This is a genomic window from Paraburkholderia eburnea (assembly GCF_002917095.1).
Lineage (GTDB): Bacteria > Pseudomonadota > Gammaproteobacteria > Burkholderiales > Burkholderiaceae > Paraburkholderia > Paraburkholderia eburnea.
The window spans coordinates 65,489-80,424 of sequence record NZ_PQGA01000022.1; the positions used below are offsets into that span (position 1 = coordinate 65,489).

Annotated in this window: 15 protein-coding genes; 14 read left to right on the plus strand and 1 reads right to left on the minus strand. The window is 63.2% G+C overall.

The window, feature by feature from the left end; genetic code table 11:
* Window positions 1–72 precede the first annotated feature (72 nt).
* The 14 genes from B0G62_RS26725 to B0G62_RS26790 all read left to right on the plus strand — a co-directional run bounded on the left by B0G62_RS26725 (window position 73) and on the right by B0G62_RS26790 (window position 14,108).
* Window positions 73–762 carry a phage baseplate assembly protein V gene (locus B0G62_RS26725; RefSeq protein ID WP_103707182.1) on the plus strand — a complete coding sequence of 230 codons (690 nt, stop codon included), beginning with the start codon at window positions 73–75 and terminating at the stop codon, window positions 760–762.
* Window positions 759–1,121, plus strand: coding sequence for a GPW/gp25 family protein (locus B0G62_RS26730; protein WP_103707183.1), 363 nt, complete (start codon window positions 759–761; stop codon window positions 1,119–1,121). Before B0G62_RS26725 ends, B0G62_RS26730 begins: the two co-directional genes overlap by 4 nt.
* Entirely contained in the window at window positions 1,118–2,038 is a 921-nt protein-coding gene (locus B0G62_RS26735; RefSeq protein ID WP_103707184.1) for a baseplate J/gp47 family protein, read from the plus strand. Before B0G62_RS26730 ends, B0G62_RS26735 begins: the two co-directional genes overlap by 4 nt.
* A complete protein-coding gene (locus B0G62_RS26740) occupies window positions 2,031–2,573 on the plus strand; it encodes a phage tail protein I (protein ID WP_103707185.1) in 543 nt (180 codons plus the stop codon). Before B0G62_RS26735 ends, B0G62_RS26740 begins: the two co-directional genes overlap by 8 nt.
* Before the next feature lies 1 nt (window position 2,574).
* The gene (locus B0G62_RS31975; RefSeq protein ID WP_181315649.1) at window positions 2,575–6,120 is read left to right on the plus strand and encodes a phage tail protein; all 3,546 of its coding nucleotides are present in this window, start codon (window positions 2,575–2,577) and stop codon (window positions 6,118–6,120) included.
* 12 nt (window positions 6,121–6,132) lie between these two features.
* Window positions 6,133–6,810 (plus strand): tail fiber assembly protein, encoded by a 678-nt coding sequence (locus B0G62_RS26750; protein ID WP_103707186.1) that lies wholly within the window; start codon window positions 6,133–6,135, stop codon window positions 6,808–6,810.
* A 37-nt stretch (window positions 6,811–6,847) separates the two neighbouring features.
* Window positions 6,848–7,180: a hypothetical protein gene (locus B0G62_RS26755; RefSeq protein WP_103707187.1), complete on the plus strand. Its 333-nt coding sequence runs from the start codon at window positions 6,848–6,850 to the stop codon at window positions 7,178–7,180.
* A gap of 86 nt (window positions 7,181–7,266) precedes the next feature.
* Entirely contained in the window at window positions 7,267–8,439 is a 1,173-nt protein-coding gene (locus tag B0G62_RS26760; protein WP_103707188.1) for a phage tail sheath protein, read from the plus strand.
* 28 nt (window positions 8,440–8,467) lie between these two features.
* Window positions 8,468–8,977, plus strand: a complete 510-nt coding sequence (locus B0G62_RS26765) for a phage major tail tube protein (protein WP_103707189.1) — start codon at window positions 8,468–8,470, stop codon at window positions 8,975–8,977.
* Window positions 8,978–9,162: 185 nt separating this feature from the next.
* Entirely contained in the window at window positions 9,163–9,522 is a 360-nt protein-coding gene (locus B0G62_RS26770; RefSeq protein WP_227473304.1) for a phage tail assembly protein, read from the plus strand.
* Window positions 9,523–9,530: 8 nt separating this feature from the next.
* Window positions 9,531–9,671 (plus strand): GpE family phage tail protein, encoded by a 141-nt coding sequence (locus B0G62_RS26775; protein WP_103707191.1) that lies wholly within the window; start codon window positions 9,531–9,533, stop codon window positions 9,669–9,671.
* A complete protein-coding gene (locus B0G62_RS26780; RefSeq protein ID WP_103707192.1) occupies window positions 9,664–12,594 on the plus strand; it encodes a phage tail tape measure protein in 2,931 nt (976 codons plus the stop codon). The genes B0G62_RS26775 and B0G62_RS26780 overlap by 8 nt, the downstream gene beginning before the upstream one ends.
* 15 nt (window positions 12,595–12,609) lie before the next feature.
* On the plus strand, window positions 12,610–13,038 hold the full coding sequence (locus B0G62_RS26785) for a phage tail protein (RefSeq protein WP_103707193.1): 429 nt from the start codon (window positions 12,610–12,612) through the stop codon (window positions 13,036–13,038).
* Complete coding sequence (locus B0G62_RS26790) at window positions 13,035–14,108, plus strand: phage late control D family protein (RefSeq protein ID WP_103707194.1); 1,074 nt, start codon at window positions 13,035–13,037, stop codon at window positions 14,106–14,108. Before B0G62_RS26785 ends, B0G62_RS26790 begins: the two co-directional genes overlap by 4 nt.
* 89 nt (window positions 14,109–14,197) lie before the next feature.
* Here the strand turns inward: B0G62_RS26790 and B0G62_RS26795 are convergent, their stop codons facing one another.
* Window positions 14,198–14,713 carry an IS21 family transposase gene (locus B0G62_RS26795; RefSeq protein ID WP_103707195.1) on the minus strand — a complete coding sequence of 172 codons (516 nt, stop codon included), beginning with the start codon at window positions 14,711–14,713 and terminating at the stop codon, window positions 14,198–14,200.
* Window positions 14,714–14,936 lie beyond the last annotated feature (223 nt).

A 14,936-nucleotide genomic window follows, 5' to 3' on the forward strand; every position in this document is an offset into this window, starting at 1 on the left:
GTTTTTTTGTATCCAGACGCGTCACACGCGCATCTTCTCGCCTCGCGCGAATGCGGGCGGCAACATGGCTGCATGGACGCCAACGAATCCCGCCGCCAACTCGTGAACATGATCCGCAAAGGATCTGTTTTCGACATCAACCTCGAAAGCGTACCGCCGACGTGTCGCGTTTCCGTGGGCGATCCTGACGACACCGACAATCCCGGCCTTGTCACGAACTGGATTCCCTTTTTCTCTGCTCGCGCTGGCACCACCCGCGAATGGAACCCGCTTACAAAGGGCGAAAAGGTTCTCCTACTCTGCCCGATGGGCGACCCCGCGCAGGGCGTCGCACTGGCCGGCCTTTTCGACGAGAACACGCCACAGCCCAGCACCAGCCCCGACAAGCACATGCGCGTCTATCCCGATGACGCCGTGATCGAGTACGACCACGCGAAACACGCGCTCGCCGCGACGCTGCCCGCCGGCGCTACCGTTTTGATCGTCGCACCGGGCACCGTGACCGTGAAGACCGAGGCCGCAACCGTGCAGGCCGACACCATCACGCTCGATGGCGATGCAACCGTCACGAAATCGCTCACCGTGAAAGGCCCGCTTTCTTTCGAAGCCGGCATGACAGGGAAGGGCGGCGACGGCGATGCAGTAATGAAGATCGCCGGCGGCGCCGAATTCGCGAAAGACGTAAAGGTCGGCGGCATCAGCTCAATCCACCATCGCCATCGTGAACAGGGCGACGGCGAACTCGTGAGCGAACCGCAATGAAGGGAATGAACGCCATCACGGGCCGCACTATCAGCGGCCTCGCACACCTCTATCAGTCGATCGGGCAAATCCTCTCGACCGCGCTCGCGTCGCGCATCAAGCGCCGCACGTTCGGTTCGGATATTCCCGATCTGATCGACGCACCGACCAACGGCGTCACGCTCACGCTGCTGTATGCCGCGACCGCGACGGCGCTCATGCGCTGGGAACCGCGCCTGACGCTCACGCGCATCCAGTTTTCAATGGACAACGACGCAGCAGGGCAACCCGTTCAATACCTCGATATCGAAGGCTATACGGCGGAAACCGGCGATCCGGTTAGCGCACGCATCAACCTTTCCACAGGGGCCGCATCGTGAGCGCCACGCCGATCGACCTTTCCCAGCTCGCCGCGCCCGATATCGTCGAAGCGATCGACTATGAAACGATCCTTGCCACGCGCAAGGCGCGCTTTGTGTCGCTCTATCCGGCCGACGAACAGGCCGAAGTCGCCGCCACGCTGGCGCTCGAATCCGAACCGATCGTCAAGACGTTGCAGGAAAACGCCTATCGTGAAGTTGTGCTGCGCCAGCGCGTGAACGACGCTGCTCGCGCGATCATGCTCGCGTATGCCGGCGGCGGCGATCTGGAACAGCTCGCGGCATTCTTCGAAATCGAACGCCTGACGATCACGCCGGCTGACCCGGCAACCAATACGCCAGCCGTAATGGAAGAAGACACCGATCTGCGCTATCGCACGCAACTCGCGCCGCAAAGCATGTCTGTCGCTGGCCCCGAAGGCGCCTATATCTCGCACGCGCGCAATGCGCACGGCCTCGTGCTGGATGCGTCGGCGACCAGCCCCGCGCCGTGTCAGGTTGTCGTGACCGTCCTTTCGCGCAACGGCGACGGCTCGCTTCAGGACGGCGACGGCATCCTCGACGCCGTGAAATCCGCGCTGTCGGCCGACGACGTTCGCCCGCTCACCGACGAAGTGATTGTGCAGGGCGCCCAAATCAATCATTGGAGCGTCGACGCCACGCTCATTTTCTTCGCCGGCCCTGATCGCTCTGTCGCGCTTGCTGCCGCACAAAAGGCGATGGCCAAGTACGCGGCCGACATGCACCGCCTTGGCATGGAAATTACTCTCGATGGCGTCTATGCGGCCGCGCGACAGGCGGGCGTGCAGAAGGTCATCCTTCGCAGTCCGCTCGCGGATATCCCGTCCACGAAGCTCCAGGCGCCTTACTGCACGAGCGTCAATCTCGTCGACGGCGGGGTGTACAGCAATGAGTGATCTGCTCCCACCGAACGCGACCGCGCTCGAACGCAACCTTGCGACGACGAACGCGGCCATCAGCGATATCGACGTGCCCCTGCGCACGCTCATGAACCCGGACACGATCCGCGCCGATCTGCTGCCCTGGCTCGCGTGGCACCTCGGCGTCGATACGTGGAAAGACTACTGGCCCGAGAGCGTCAAGCGCGCCCGCGTCAAGCAGGCCATTCCGATCGCACGCAAGAAGGGCACGGCCGCCGCCGTACGTGAAGTCGTCGCGACGTTCGGCGCGAATCTCGTGCTGCGCGAATGGTTTGAGAAAACACCGCGCGGCACGCCTGGCACGTTCGACATTGTGATGACCGTATCGGGCCGCGATGGCGAGCCTGCGACCGCCGAGTACGTCGCCGACATCATCGCGGAAATCGAGCGCACGAAGCCCGTGCGCGCCCATTACACCTTTACGCAGGGCTATGCGATGCAGGCCCGCGTCGGCGTCGCCTGCGCGGCGCAACCGGCGATTTATCGCCGCCTGACCCTTTCGGATATCTGACATGGCCGGAACCCTCATTACCGTATCGGACGCGTTTCGCGCCGCGCTCGTCGCCCAAGGCAACACGGGCACGAACGCGCACAAGGTTGTGTCGATCGGCCTCGCGACGGCCGCTTTCGATGCAACGAACAAGAAACTCACGAAACTGCCGAACGAGCTGAAACGCATCACCACGTTCGGCGGCCAGAACATCTCGGCCGATACGATTCACGTCACGCTGCTCGACGACTCGGCCGACCAGTTCAGTTTGTTCGGTTTCGGCTTCTATCTCGAAGACGGCACGCTCGCCGCGTATTACAGCCAGGCGGCCGCCATCATGGAAAAGTCGCCGGCAGCGCAACTGCTGCTGTCCGTCGACACGCAATTCGCCTCGATCGACGCCGCGACGCTTTCTTTCCCGGCCGCCTCATTCCTCAACCCGCCGGCCAGCGAAACCGTACAGGGCGTGATCGAACTGGCGACGCAGGCGGAAACCGACGCTGGCACCGACGACTTGCGCGCGATCACGCCGAAGAAGGCGGCCGCACGCTACGCGCCGCAGAAACAGCCGACGTTCACCGGGCCAGTGACCATCAACGGCAATTCGACCGTGACCGGGACATCGACCGTGAACGGCGCGTTGTCCGTGAACGGCTCGTCGATCGTCAACGGCAATGCGACTGTCACGGGTAGCGCGGCGCTGGCGTCGACGAGCGGCCGCGTCACGATCGGCGCCATCACCGACGACGGCACGAACAAACTGCAAGTCGCCGGCAACGCGCGCACATACGGCACACAGACCGCCGGCGGCGCTGGCACGGTTACGGCGTGGGTTTCGGCCGACGCAAACTTTGGCTATTTCCGCACGGCTGGCAGCGCGTCGATTGGCTCGGAAAACGCCAATGGCTTCGCCGATATCCTCGCGGGCGGCGCGGCGCGCGTGCGCGTACTGCCCTCGGGCCGCGTGCTGATGGGGCAGACCGCGAGCGACGACGGCGCAAACACGTTGCAGGTTACGGGCACGATCAAGGGCATTGCCGCGCAGCGGGCGCTTATCGCATCGAACGGCAGCGGCACCGGTCAAACGAGCCTCATGCTTTCGCGCGAAGGCGCAGCCGTCGACGAGAAGCAATGGGAAATTCTGTCTGGTAGCGATGGCGCCTTTACGCTGCGCGCGCTTAACGACGCCTACACCAATTCGTCGAATGCCATCATCGTGCGTCGCCCCCCCGGCGGCGGCATCAATCTGACCTCGATGCAGTTGATGCAGGCGGGCGGCCGCGTGATCGTCGGCCCGACGAGCGACGACGGCACGAACGCCCTACAGGTCAACGGCACGTCGCGCGCCGCGAACTACGTCATCAACAGCCAGAGCGCGAACGACTCGGGCCTCGTCGGCATCTATAACGGCGCGAATGGCCCCAACGTCGCGTTTTACGGCGCGAACACCTCGGGCGCCGGCGCACTGACCATGAGCACCGGCGGCGGCGAGCGCGCGCGAATCAATGCGGCCGGCCGCCTGCTGCTCGGCACGACCACGGACAACGGGTTCGGCCTGATGCAAGTCGCCGGCCAGATTTCCCAGCGCGCCGATTACGCCGAGCTGCGCATGAACGCTGCGGCGGCCACGAACAAGAACGCCTGGCGCCTGGCCTCGACCATCAACGGCGCCGGCAACGACGGCTACCTCGTCGTGCAGCATTCAAACGACAACTACGGTTCGAATTTCACGAACTCGGTGACGTTCCAGCCATCGGGCCGCGTTCTCGTCGGCACGAGCACGGATGACGGCTCGAATCTGTTTCAGGTCGCAGGCACCGGGAAATTTAATAGCCGCGTCTATGTCGCCAACACGGCCGGCGATGCGGCAACCGTTCATTCCGCACCCGCCGGTCAATTCCGGTTCGTCCAGTTCCAGACCAACGGCGTGCGGCGCGTGGAGATCGGCACGAATGCCGATACGGAAAGCGGCAACGGTAGCAATTCCGGCTCGAATGTGTATCTGAACACGTTCGATGATGCTGGGAACTATCTCGCGTCGCCGCTTCTCATCACTCGCGCGACGAGCACGGTTTCAATCGGCGGGCGCACGCTCATGGGGACGACGAGCGACGACGGCGTGAACCGGCTGCAGGTCAACGGGAATGCCCGCATCACCGGCCGCACGCTTATCGGCCAGACGACCGACAACGGTTCGAGCGCGCTGCAAATCACAGGCGAGATTCAGCAGACGAACGCCTCGCACGTCATCGCCACGTATGGCAATTACCAGTCCTATCGCACGCGGGCCGCCGCAGGCTCGGCCGCCGCGCCCACGGCGATCGCGGCCGGCACGCAGCTCGGCGGCCTCAACGTCGCCGGCTATAACGGCTCGGCATATGGCGACGTTGCGACCGTTTCCGCATGGTCGGAAAGCGCGTTCACGAGCACGAGCATGGCGTCGCAATTGCGCCTGTACACGACGCCGAGCGGTTCGACCGTGCAGAACGAGCGAGTGCGTATTGTCGGGGCCGGCCGTGTGCTGATTAACACGCAGACCGATGACGGAACGACGCAATTGCAGGTCGCAGGCACCGCGAAGGCCAACGGCGTCGCGGCCAGCAATAACGGCATGACGATCGACAACGGCGCGGGCTGGGGCACATTCTGGTTTAACAACAACGGCAAGGCGCGCTGGACGATCAACAAGAAAAATGATGCGGCTACGGGCGGCAATAGTGGCGACTCCCTGACCATCAACGCCTTTGCCGATGATGCCGTGACGCAGAACGAAGTCATCAATATCAACCGTGCGTCACTAGTTACGGCCTTTACGAAGACACCGACTGCACCCACGGCGGCCGCCGGCGATGTTTCTTCGCAGCTCTCGACAACGCAATTCGTCGCCACGGCGCTGCTGAATGCTCACGTGGGGCAGATTGTCTACGAGCCGCGCACGTCGGTTCGTGCCAGCTATCTGAAACTGAATGGCGCCGTCGTGAACCGCGCCGATTATCCAGCCTTGTGGGCCTACGCGCAGGCAAGCGGCGCGCTCGTCACCGATGCCGCGTGGGGTAGTGGTAGCCAGGGCTGCTTTTCCAGCGGCGATGGCGCAAACACGTTCCGTATTCCCGAGCTGCGCGGCGAGTTTCTGCGCTGCTGGGATGACGGCCGCGGCGTCGACGGCGGCCGTACTCTCGGGTCATGGCAGGACAGCCAGAACCGCTCTCACGCGCACGGCGCCTCGGCTGCGGCCGTGGGCGATCACGCGCACACCGCATGGACGGATTCGCAGGGCTTTCACGGCCACGGCGTAACCGACAACGGCCACGCACACGGCATCCCGCAGGGTTCAAGCCCTGGCACCGATGCCTCTACCGTCGCCGGGCCTGGCAGCGGCCGTCAACGCACGTCGCAGACCGACGTGTCGGGTAGCGGCATCAGTATCAACGGCGATGGCTCGCACGGCCACAACGTCGGCATCAACGGCGCCGGCGGCCACTCGCACGCCATCACCATCAATGCAGATGGCGGCAACGAAACCCGCGTGCGTAACGTCGCCATGCTGGCAATGATCCGTGCCTTCTAAGAGGAAACAGACGTGCTTATTCATCAATACGACAACGCCACTGGCCAGTACATCAGCAGCAACCTCGCCGACCCCGATCCGAAAAATCTGGATCGCTGGCTTGTCCCGGCATTCAGCACCGATATCGCGCTGCCCGAGCGAGCGCGCAACGAATGGCCGTTTTTTGTCGACGGCGCATGGGCGCTGAAACCTGACTATCGCGGACAGATGCTTTACCGCACCGCAGACGGCACGGCGGCCGAACTCCTGATGCCTGGCATCGCGCCGGCCGACGCGGGCCTCACGACGACGCCGCGCCCGTCCGATCAATACGTCTGGAGTGATGGCGGCTGGGCGCTCGACCCGGTCATCGTCGCGGCGCAGAAGCGTGCAGCGGCCATGCAGGAATTCGAAGCGCTGCTGGCGCTCGCGCGTGCGGCCAACGCGGGCAAGGCCGACGCCTACGCGGCGGGCCTGCTCTCGCCGGCACAGGCCGCACTTTTCAAGGCCTGGGCGAATTACCAGCTCGACCTAGTGCGCGTCATCGACTCAGCCGACTTCCCCAACGATTTCGCCTGGCCGGCGAAGCCCGACCCCGACGCGATCGCGGCACAGGTCGAAGCCGACGCGCGCGCCAAGGCCGAAGCCGAGGCACAGGAAAACGCGGCTCAACAGGCCGCGAGCAACGACACGACCACCGCCGCCGAGTGATCGAACACCCACCAATCCCCTTAACGGACACTGAAAAATGGCACTGAAAAAAGAAATCCTCATCGCAGCAGTTGGCGCACCGGCAACGATTCACCGCGTCGATTCCGTCACGATCAACAAGCTCGGCAATACCACCGTCGCGAATATTTCCAGCTTCTACAGCACGAGCGCGCTTTCGCAAGGGCTCCAGCCGCTCGCGCAGATTTCCATGCCCCTCGAAGGCCTGCCCGCGAAGGGTCAGGACGCATGGGAATTCGCCGAGGCAGCACTCGCGGCGGCCGCGCCCGATGGCGAAACCGTTGAAGCCGTCATCGGCCAACAGGGCGTCGATCGCTACATTTTCGCCAGCGCCGAAATCCTCGACCTGTAATTGCACGCGCCGGCCACGCTGCCGGCGCATCACCACAACACTGATCGGGCGCACTCCCGATTTCTCTCACCACTGGAGTTCACCACATGGCGCAGGACTATCACCACGGGGTACGCGTTGACGAAATCAACGAAGGCACGCGCCCGATCCGTTCGGTTTCGACCGCCATCATCGGCGTTGTCTGCACGGCCGAGGACGCCGACGCGGCCACGTTCCCGCTCGACACGCCCGTACTCATCACGAACGTTGTCGCCGCGCTCGGCAGGGCCGGCACCAAGGGCACGCTTTACAAGACGCTCGACGCCATCGGCAAGCAGACGAAGCCGATCACCGTGGTTGTGCGCGTCGCCGAAGGCGCTGATGCGGCCGCGACGACGACGAACGTTATCGGCACGGTCACGGCCGATGGCAAATACACCGGCATGAAAGCGCTGCTCACGGCACAGGCGAAGCTGTCGGTCAAGCCTCGCATCATCGGCGCCCCGTTTCTCGATACGCAGCCCGTCGCCGTGGAGCTGGCCGCGCTCGCGCAATCGCTGCGCGGCTTTACCTATGTGTACGCGAACGGCTGCAAGACGAAGGAAGAAGCGACCACCTATCGCAAGCAGTTCAGCCAGCGCGAAGTCATGGTGATCTGGCCGAATTTCATCGCATGGGACGAAACGACGAATGCGAATGTCGAAGTCCCGGCCACGGCTTACGCGCTCGGCCTGCGCGCGAAGATCGACAACGATACGGGCTGGCACAAGACGCTTTCAAACGTCGCCGTGAATGGCGTCGTCGGCATCAGTCAGGACGTTTTCTGGGATCTCCAGAACCCGGCAACCGATGCGGGCTATCTGAACGAAAACGACGTGACGACGCTCATCAACCGCAACGGGTTCCGCTTCTGGGGTTCGCGCACCTGCTCGGACGATCCCTTGTTCGCGTTCGAGAACTACACGCGCACCGCGCAGGTGATCGCGGATTCGATCGCCGAAGCGCAGATGCCGAACGTCGACGGCCCGCTCAATCCGTCGCTGCCGAAAGACATCATCGAAAGCATCAACGGATGGATGCGCTCGATGACTTCGCAAGGCTATCTGATCGGCGGCGAATCGTGGTTCGACCCGGAGCCGAACGACACCGACACGCTCAAGTCGGGCAAGGCCTATATCGACTACGACTATACGCCCGTGCCGCCGCTCGAAAATCTGATGCTGCGCCAGCGCATCACCGATCGTTACCTGGCTGATTTTGCGTCGCGCGTGAACGCGTAACGCCGGCCGCCACAGGAGATAGAACGCAATGTCACTGCCGCGCAAACTCAAGAATTTCAACCTGTTCCACAACGGCGAGAGCTTCGCCGGCCAGATTCCCGAACTCACGCTGCCGAAGCTCTCGCGCAAGATGGAGGACTATCAGGCCGGCGGCATGAGCGGCCCGGTCAAGGTCGACCAGGGGCAGGAGGCAATCCAGCTCGAATGGACGGCCGGCGGCTTTCTCAAGACCGCGCTCCAGCAGTACGGCGCATTGAAGCACGACGCCGTGCTGCTGCGTTTCGCTGGCGCCTATCGCGCCGAAGATGCGACGACACACGACTCGATCGAAGTCATCGTGCGCGGCCGGCATCAGGAAATCGACATGGGTTCGGCGAAGCTGAAAGACGACACCGCCCACAAGTTCACGACCGTCGCGAGCTATTACAAGCTGTCCGTGAACGGCTCGACGATCATCGAACTCGACTTCGTGAACATGATCGAGAACGTGAACGGCGTCGACCTGATGCAAGACCTTCGCACGGCCATCGGCCTGTAACTCCGATGCGGCCCCATAGCGGGCCGCCAACGACCCCGCCCATCACCACCTATATCCAGACCATGAAAACGAACGACCAAGCCAGCAGCGCCCCGCAAAACAGCTCGCACGCCCATAGCGTCACGCCCGAAGGCGCCCACACCCACGGCATCACGCCCGTCGGCGCCGGTTCGCACAATCACAGCATCACCGAACCCGGCCACGCTCACCCGCTCGAAACCGCCGGCGCCGCACAGCCCGAAGCGCCGAAAGACCCGAACACACACACGCTCGATACGCCGATCACGCGCGGCGGCCAGACGATCGAGAAAATCACGCTGCGCAAGCCGAGCGCCGGCGAGCTGCGCGGCGTGTCGCTCGCCGAACTCGTGAATCTTGACGTTTCCGCGCTCTCGAAAGTGCTGCCGCGTATCACCACGCCGACGCTCACCGAATTCGATGTCGCGCAGCTCGACCCGGCCGACCTCGTGCAACTCGGGGGGATGTTCATGGGTTTTTTGACGCCGAAGGCCGCGAAAGCGCGCATGGAATCCCTGAACGCGTAGAAGACGCAATGGCCGATATCGCGACCGTTTTTGGGGGATGGACACCCGCCCTCATGGACGGTTTCGGCCTGGCCGAATTGATGGACTGGCGCGAGCGGGCGCGCGTGCGCTCGCCATACAGCAACGGAAACGATAACGACGATGGATAACGCCCTGAAACTTCGCGTGATGTTCGACATGATCGACAACATCACGAAGCCCCTGAAAACCATTCTCGCGGGTAACAAGGGGCTTGCCAGCTCGCTCAAGCAAACGCGGGCCGAGCTGGCCGATATGGGCAAGTCGCAGAAGACCGTCGCCATGTTCCGCGAGCTGCGCGCCGGCGCCGAAACCACCTCGACCAAACTCACCGCGGCGACCGCGCGCGTGCGCGAGCTTTCCGGCTCCCTACGCGCGTTCGGGCCGCCATCCCAGCAGATGACGGCCGAGCTGGCGAAAGCCAAGCAGGCCGCCTCAAACCTGCGCGCCGAACAAAAGCAGCAAAACACCACGCTCGACGAACTGCGCACGCGCCTGTCGGCCGCCGGCATCGACACGCGCAACCTGTCGCAGCACGAACGCGAGCTGCGCACCAACATCGCCGCCACCACGGCAACGATGAACGCGCAGATGCAACGCCTCGATGCGATCGCCGATCGCGAGAAGCGCGTCGCGAACGCGCGCAAGAGTATGCAGACCATGCAGGGCGTCGCCGGTAGCATGGCCGTGGCGGGCTATGCCGCGAAATCAACCGGCCAACATGTTTTTGCTGATCTGCACGAATCCATCGACCAGGCGAAAAAAGTACAGAATGAGCGCGGCCGGATTGGCGCGCTCGGCCTGGGCGACGAAGCGACCAAGGACGCCGAGAAATACGCACGCGCCATGAAGCTGATGGGCGTCAGCACGTCCGACAACATGACGTTGATGCGCGATTCAATGTCGATCTTCGCCGACGAGCATCACGCGCAAATGGCGATGCCCGTGCTCGCAAAAATGAAGTTCGCGAACGAAGCCTTGTTCGGCGGCGAAGAAGGGCACGAGAACGAAGAAAAGTTCATGAACATGCTCAAGGTGATCGAGCTGCGCGGCGGCACCAAGGACGAAGGCACGTTCAAGAGCGAAGCGGATAAGGTTCAGAAAGTGCTGTCGGCGACCGGCGGCCGGGTAGGGGGCGACGAGTGGCGCAACTTTATCCAGACCGGCAAGACGGCCGCCAAGCAGATGCGGCAGGACGCGTTTTATTACCAGATGGAACCGCTCATTCAGGAAATGGGCGGCCACGCGGCCGGCACCGGCGTTGCGGCCGCCTACAGCAATCTCATGCAAGGCAAGACCACCGTGCGCGCCGCAAAGCGCATGGTCGAACTCGGCATCGTCGACAAAAAAAATGTGGAGTTCAACAAGATCGGCAACGTGAGCCGCATCAAACCCGGCGCGCTGATCGAGGGCGAGCTGTATAAGGCGTCGCCGTTCGAATGGATGGAAAAGGTGTTGCTTCCCAAGCTAAAGGCGAAGGGCATCACCGACCAGAGCAAGATTCTCGACGAGTTCGGCACCATCATGACGAACGGCAACGGGGCCAACCTGTTCGCCACCATGTATCTGCAACGCGCGCAGATTCACAAGAGCGAAAAGCTCAATCAGGGCGCCTACGGCATCGACCAGTTGCACAAGATGGCGAGCGGGCAGACCGAAGGCCGCGAGCTGGATGCGATGGCGAAAATGCGCGATCTGCAGCTCGAAATCGGCGAACACGTCGCGCCACTCTATAACGCCGCGCTCGACAAAATCCGCCTGACGCTGGGCGCGATTATCGACCTCGCCCACAAGCACAGCACGACCGCGAAAATCGTGCTGTCGCTCGTCGCCGCGCTCGCCGCCGTGCTCGTGGTTCTCGGCACGCTGACGATCGTACTGGCCGGCGTGCTCGGGCCGTTGGCCGTTGTCAAATTCAGTATGCAGACGCTCGGGATGAAGGGCGGCTATCTCGCGCGCGGCCTCGGGCTCGCGACGGGCGCGATGCGCGGCCTCGGCGTCGCCTCGATGGCCGCCGGCCGCGCGATGCTCATGAACCCGATCGGCCTCGCCATTACGGCGGCCGTCGCCGTGATCGCCGGCGCCGCGTATCTGATCTATCGCAACTGGACGCCCATCACCGCATTTTTCGCGCGCTTGTGGGAAGGCACGAAACAGATTTTCAGCAGCGCGATCGGGGGCATCTCGCGCTTCCTCATGAACTGGACGCCGGCCGGCTTCATCGCCGATCACTGGAACGACATCAAGGCGATCACCTCCGCGAGCTGGGACATCGTGAAAGGCAGCGTCGTGCAGGCCGGGCAGTACATGGCGGACTTTTTCATGAACTGGACGCTCGCGGGCCTCGTGATCCGGCATTGGGACAGCATTCGCGAAGCGGCCGGCGCCGCGTGGGGCTGGATTTCCAACGTGGCAATCATGGCCGGCCAGGGCATCGCGAGCTATTTCATGAACTGGACGTTGCTCGGCCTCATCGTGCGCAACTGGGACGACATCACGGCGTTTATGACGCAGCTCGTCGCACGCTTTACAACGATCGGCGGCCAGATTGTCGACGGCCTCGTGAACGGCATTCTCGGCGGCATGAATGCCGTTCGCACGGCGCTGCACAACGTCGGCGAAGGCGCGATCACCTGGTTCAAGGAAAAGCTCGGCATTCACAGCCCGAGCCGGGTTTTCGCCGAGCTTGGCGGCTTCGTCGCGCAGGGCGCGGCGATCGGCATGGAAGGGGAAACGGGGCGCATCACGAAAGCGGCCGTCGCAATGGCCACCGTCGCGACGACGGCTTTCGGCGCACCGGCATTCGCGAACGGCGCGGCCGCCGCGACCGTGCCGCTCGTGCGCCCCACCACGCCGATCGATACGCGGCCACCGATCGCCGCAGCACCCGGCGCCGGCGCGAGCGCGGCCCCGGCCGGCCCGTCGCCAATCATCATCAACATTTACCCGCAGGCCGGCGACGATCCGAAGGCGATCGGCCGCGCCGTCGCCGCCGAGCTGGATCGCCGCGAGCGTTCGAAGCGCGCGCGCGCCGGCTCAAACCTGTCCGATTAAGGAGGAACGCACGTCATGATGATGGCGCTCGATCAATTCGTTTTCAGTCTCCAGACCGCACCGTATCGCGAGCTGCAACGGCGTCGGAGCTGGAAGCATCGCAAGACCTCGCGCGTGGGCGCGCGCGACGCGAGCCAGTTCACCGGCCCCGGCGACGACACGATCACGCTTACGGGCGCGCTCGCGCCCGCCGAGTCGTTCGGCAAAATCTCGGCCATGAAAGACCTGTCGGACATGGGCGACCAGGGCGACGCGTATGTGCTCGTCGACGGACTCGGCCAGGTGTACGGCGCCTATGTGATTGAAGGCCTCGACGAAACGCGCCGCCACTTCACGAGCGCACTGGGCCTGCCGCGCTCGATCGAATTCACCCTGACGCTATCCCGTGTCGAAGATTCCGCACTGCAAATGCAGGCCTCGAATGAAAAGGTGGTCAACAAGTGAGCGACACCACGCCGAAGGCCTCGCGCCTCGCCCGCCTGCAACCGCAGGCCGACTACCGCGTGACGCTCGACGGGCGCGACCTCTCGCGCCTCATTGCGCCCGACCTCATCAGCATGACGCTTTCGGAGTCGCGCGCCGACCAGGCCGACCAGCTCGACATTACGATCGACGACACGAAGGGCACCTATGCGATACCGAAGCGCGGCGCGCAAATCAAGGTCGCGCTCGGATGGGTCGGCGAAACGCTCGTCGACAAGGGGACATTTACCGTTGACGAAGTGGAACACAGCGGGGCGCCTGACATCATCACGATCCGCGCACGCTCCGCCTCGATGACGGAAGCCATGCACGAGCGGCGCGAAGTGAGCTGGCACGCGCAAACCATCGGCGCGATTGTTCGCACGATCGCCGGCCGCCACACGCTCAAGCCGGCGATCGGCGCCGCGCTCGAAAAAGTCGCGATCGCCCATATCGACCAAACGCACGAAAGCGATATGTCGTTTCTCACGCGGCTCGCGAAGCGATACGACGCCGTGATGAACGTCAAGGATCTAAACCTGCTTTTCATGCCGATCGGCACTGGCAAGAGCGCGAGCGGCAAAAGCCTTTCGTCGCTCTCTATCACGCGCAGCGACGGCGACCAGCACCGCTATCACGTTTCGCAGCGCGAGAGCTATGCGGCCGTGCGCGCGCACTATCATTCGAACGGCAAGGGCAAGCGCAAATCAGTGATCGTAGGTGGCGAGAACAATCGCAACGTCAAGGTATTGCCCGAGGACTACGCGACCGAAGCCGAGGCGCGCGCGGCGGCCGAAGCGGAATTTGCGCGCACGCAGCGCAGCCAGGCGACGATGGATTACACGCTGGCTCGCGGCCGCGCCGAGATTTTCCCCGAGCTGCCTGTTACGTTTTCCGGCTTCAAGCCTGATATCGACAACACGTCATGGATCGTCAAGACGGCGAAACACACGCTCGCCGATGGCGGATTCGAAACCGTGCTTGAGCTGGAAGTTTTCGACGACCCGACGACCGACAAGCATCGTTCGCACTTTCGTAAAGGCGGCCAGTAGCGAATTGCACGTGCTTAGGCGAGTTCCCCCCAAAAAGGCCGCCAGTTGCGGCCTTTTTTAGCTTTGAATGCGCGACGCGTTGCGAATGGCTAGTAGTAGGCGGGCGGCCCGGTATCGCTCCAGATGCGGCCGGATCGCCATGATTTCGGCAGTTCGACGGCCAGCTCGCGCCAGCGAGCCAGAACGGCTGCAAATGTGCCTTCAGCTTTGGCCCGTCGAATCTTGTCGACGACGTTCCAGCCGCGCACGTAAAGCGCAAAGCTGCGCTGACTGGAGAGGTAATGCGGAGCATGGACGCCGACCCACGCCAGCATTTGAGACGGCGGAACGTCGGGGGCGTTCGGGTCGGGGTCAATGTTCGCCGTCACGGCGACGATTCCCGCATCGTCCTGGGCGACGACCGGCGCCGGCTCGGCAAGCGGCGGCTTGGTGAGCAGCCGAAGTAATTCAATGCGATGCCAAGGGATCGGAGAGCGGCCAGCGGCGTAGTTTCGGACGGTCCGGGTGCAACAGCGGAGAATTTCGGCGAGGCGTGTGATGGAAAGCCCGTCCGAAAGCGCGAGAAAGTCGGACAGCTCGCCGTGACGGGGTGCTACAGGGGTCATTGGGATTACGGCATGTAAGGCGATGTAATGAATTGTAATTAAGATTGCAATTCGTCATATCAATGGCCGACAACCCAGCTCCCGCTAGCCGCTTCAATTTGACATAATATAATTTATCGAAGTTTTGCATGTAGTAGCTTTATAGAAATGTCGTGTTCTAGCCAATTAGAAATGTCGCGTTTCGACCTCGGTAAGCTTGTCGGTTCCCTGCGAGACCATGGAG

Coding starts and splice junctions, on each gene's coding strand:
- B0G62_RS26725 (WP_103707182.1), top strand. CDS start 73: ATGGACGCCAACGAATCCCGCCGCCAACTCGTGAACATGATCCGCAAA.
- B0G62_RS26730 (WP_103707183.1), top strand. CDS start 759: ATGAAGGGAATGAACGCCATCACGGGCCGCACTATCAGCGGCCTCGCA.
- B0G62_RS26740 (WP_103707185.1), top strand. CDS start 2,031: ATGAGTGATCTGCTCCCACCGAACGCGACCGCGCTCGAACGCAACCTT.
- B0G62_RS31975 (WP_181315649.1), top strand. CDS start 2,575: ATGGCCGGAACCCTCATTACCGTATCGGACGCGTTTCGCGCCGCGCTC.
- B0G62_RS26755 (WP_103707187.1), top strand. CDS start 6,848: ATGGCACTGAAAAAAGAAATCCTCATCGCAGCAGTTGGCGCACCGGCA.
- B0G62_RS26760 (WP_103707188.1), top strand. CDS start 7,267: ATGGCGCAGGACTATCACCACGGGGTACGCGTTGACGAAATCAACGAA.
- B0G62_RS26765 (WP_103707189.1), top strand. CDS start 8,468: ATGTCACTGCCGCGCAAACTCAAGAATTTCAACCTGTTCCACAACGGC.
- B0G62_RS26775 (WP_103707191.1), top strand. CDS start 9,531: ATGGCCGATATCGCGACCGTTTTTGGGGGATGGACACCCGCCCTCATG.
- B0G62_RS26780 (WP_103707192.1), top strand. CDS start 9,664: ATGGATAACGCCCTGAAACTTCGCGTGATGTTCGACATGATCGACAAC.
- B0G62_RS26785 (WP_103707193.1), top strand. CDS start 12,610: ATGATGATGGCGCTCGATCAATTCGTTTTCAGTCTCCAGACCGCACCG.
- B0G62_RS26795 (WP_103707195.1), bottom strand. CDS start 14,713: ATGACCCCTGTAGCACCCCGTCACGGCGAGCTGTCCGACTTTCTCGCG.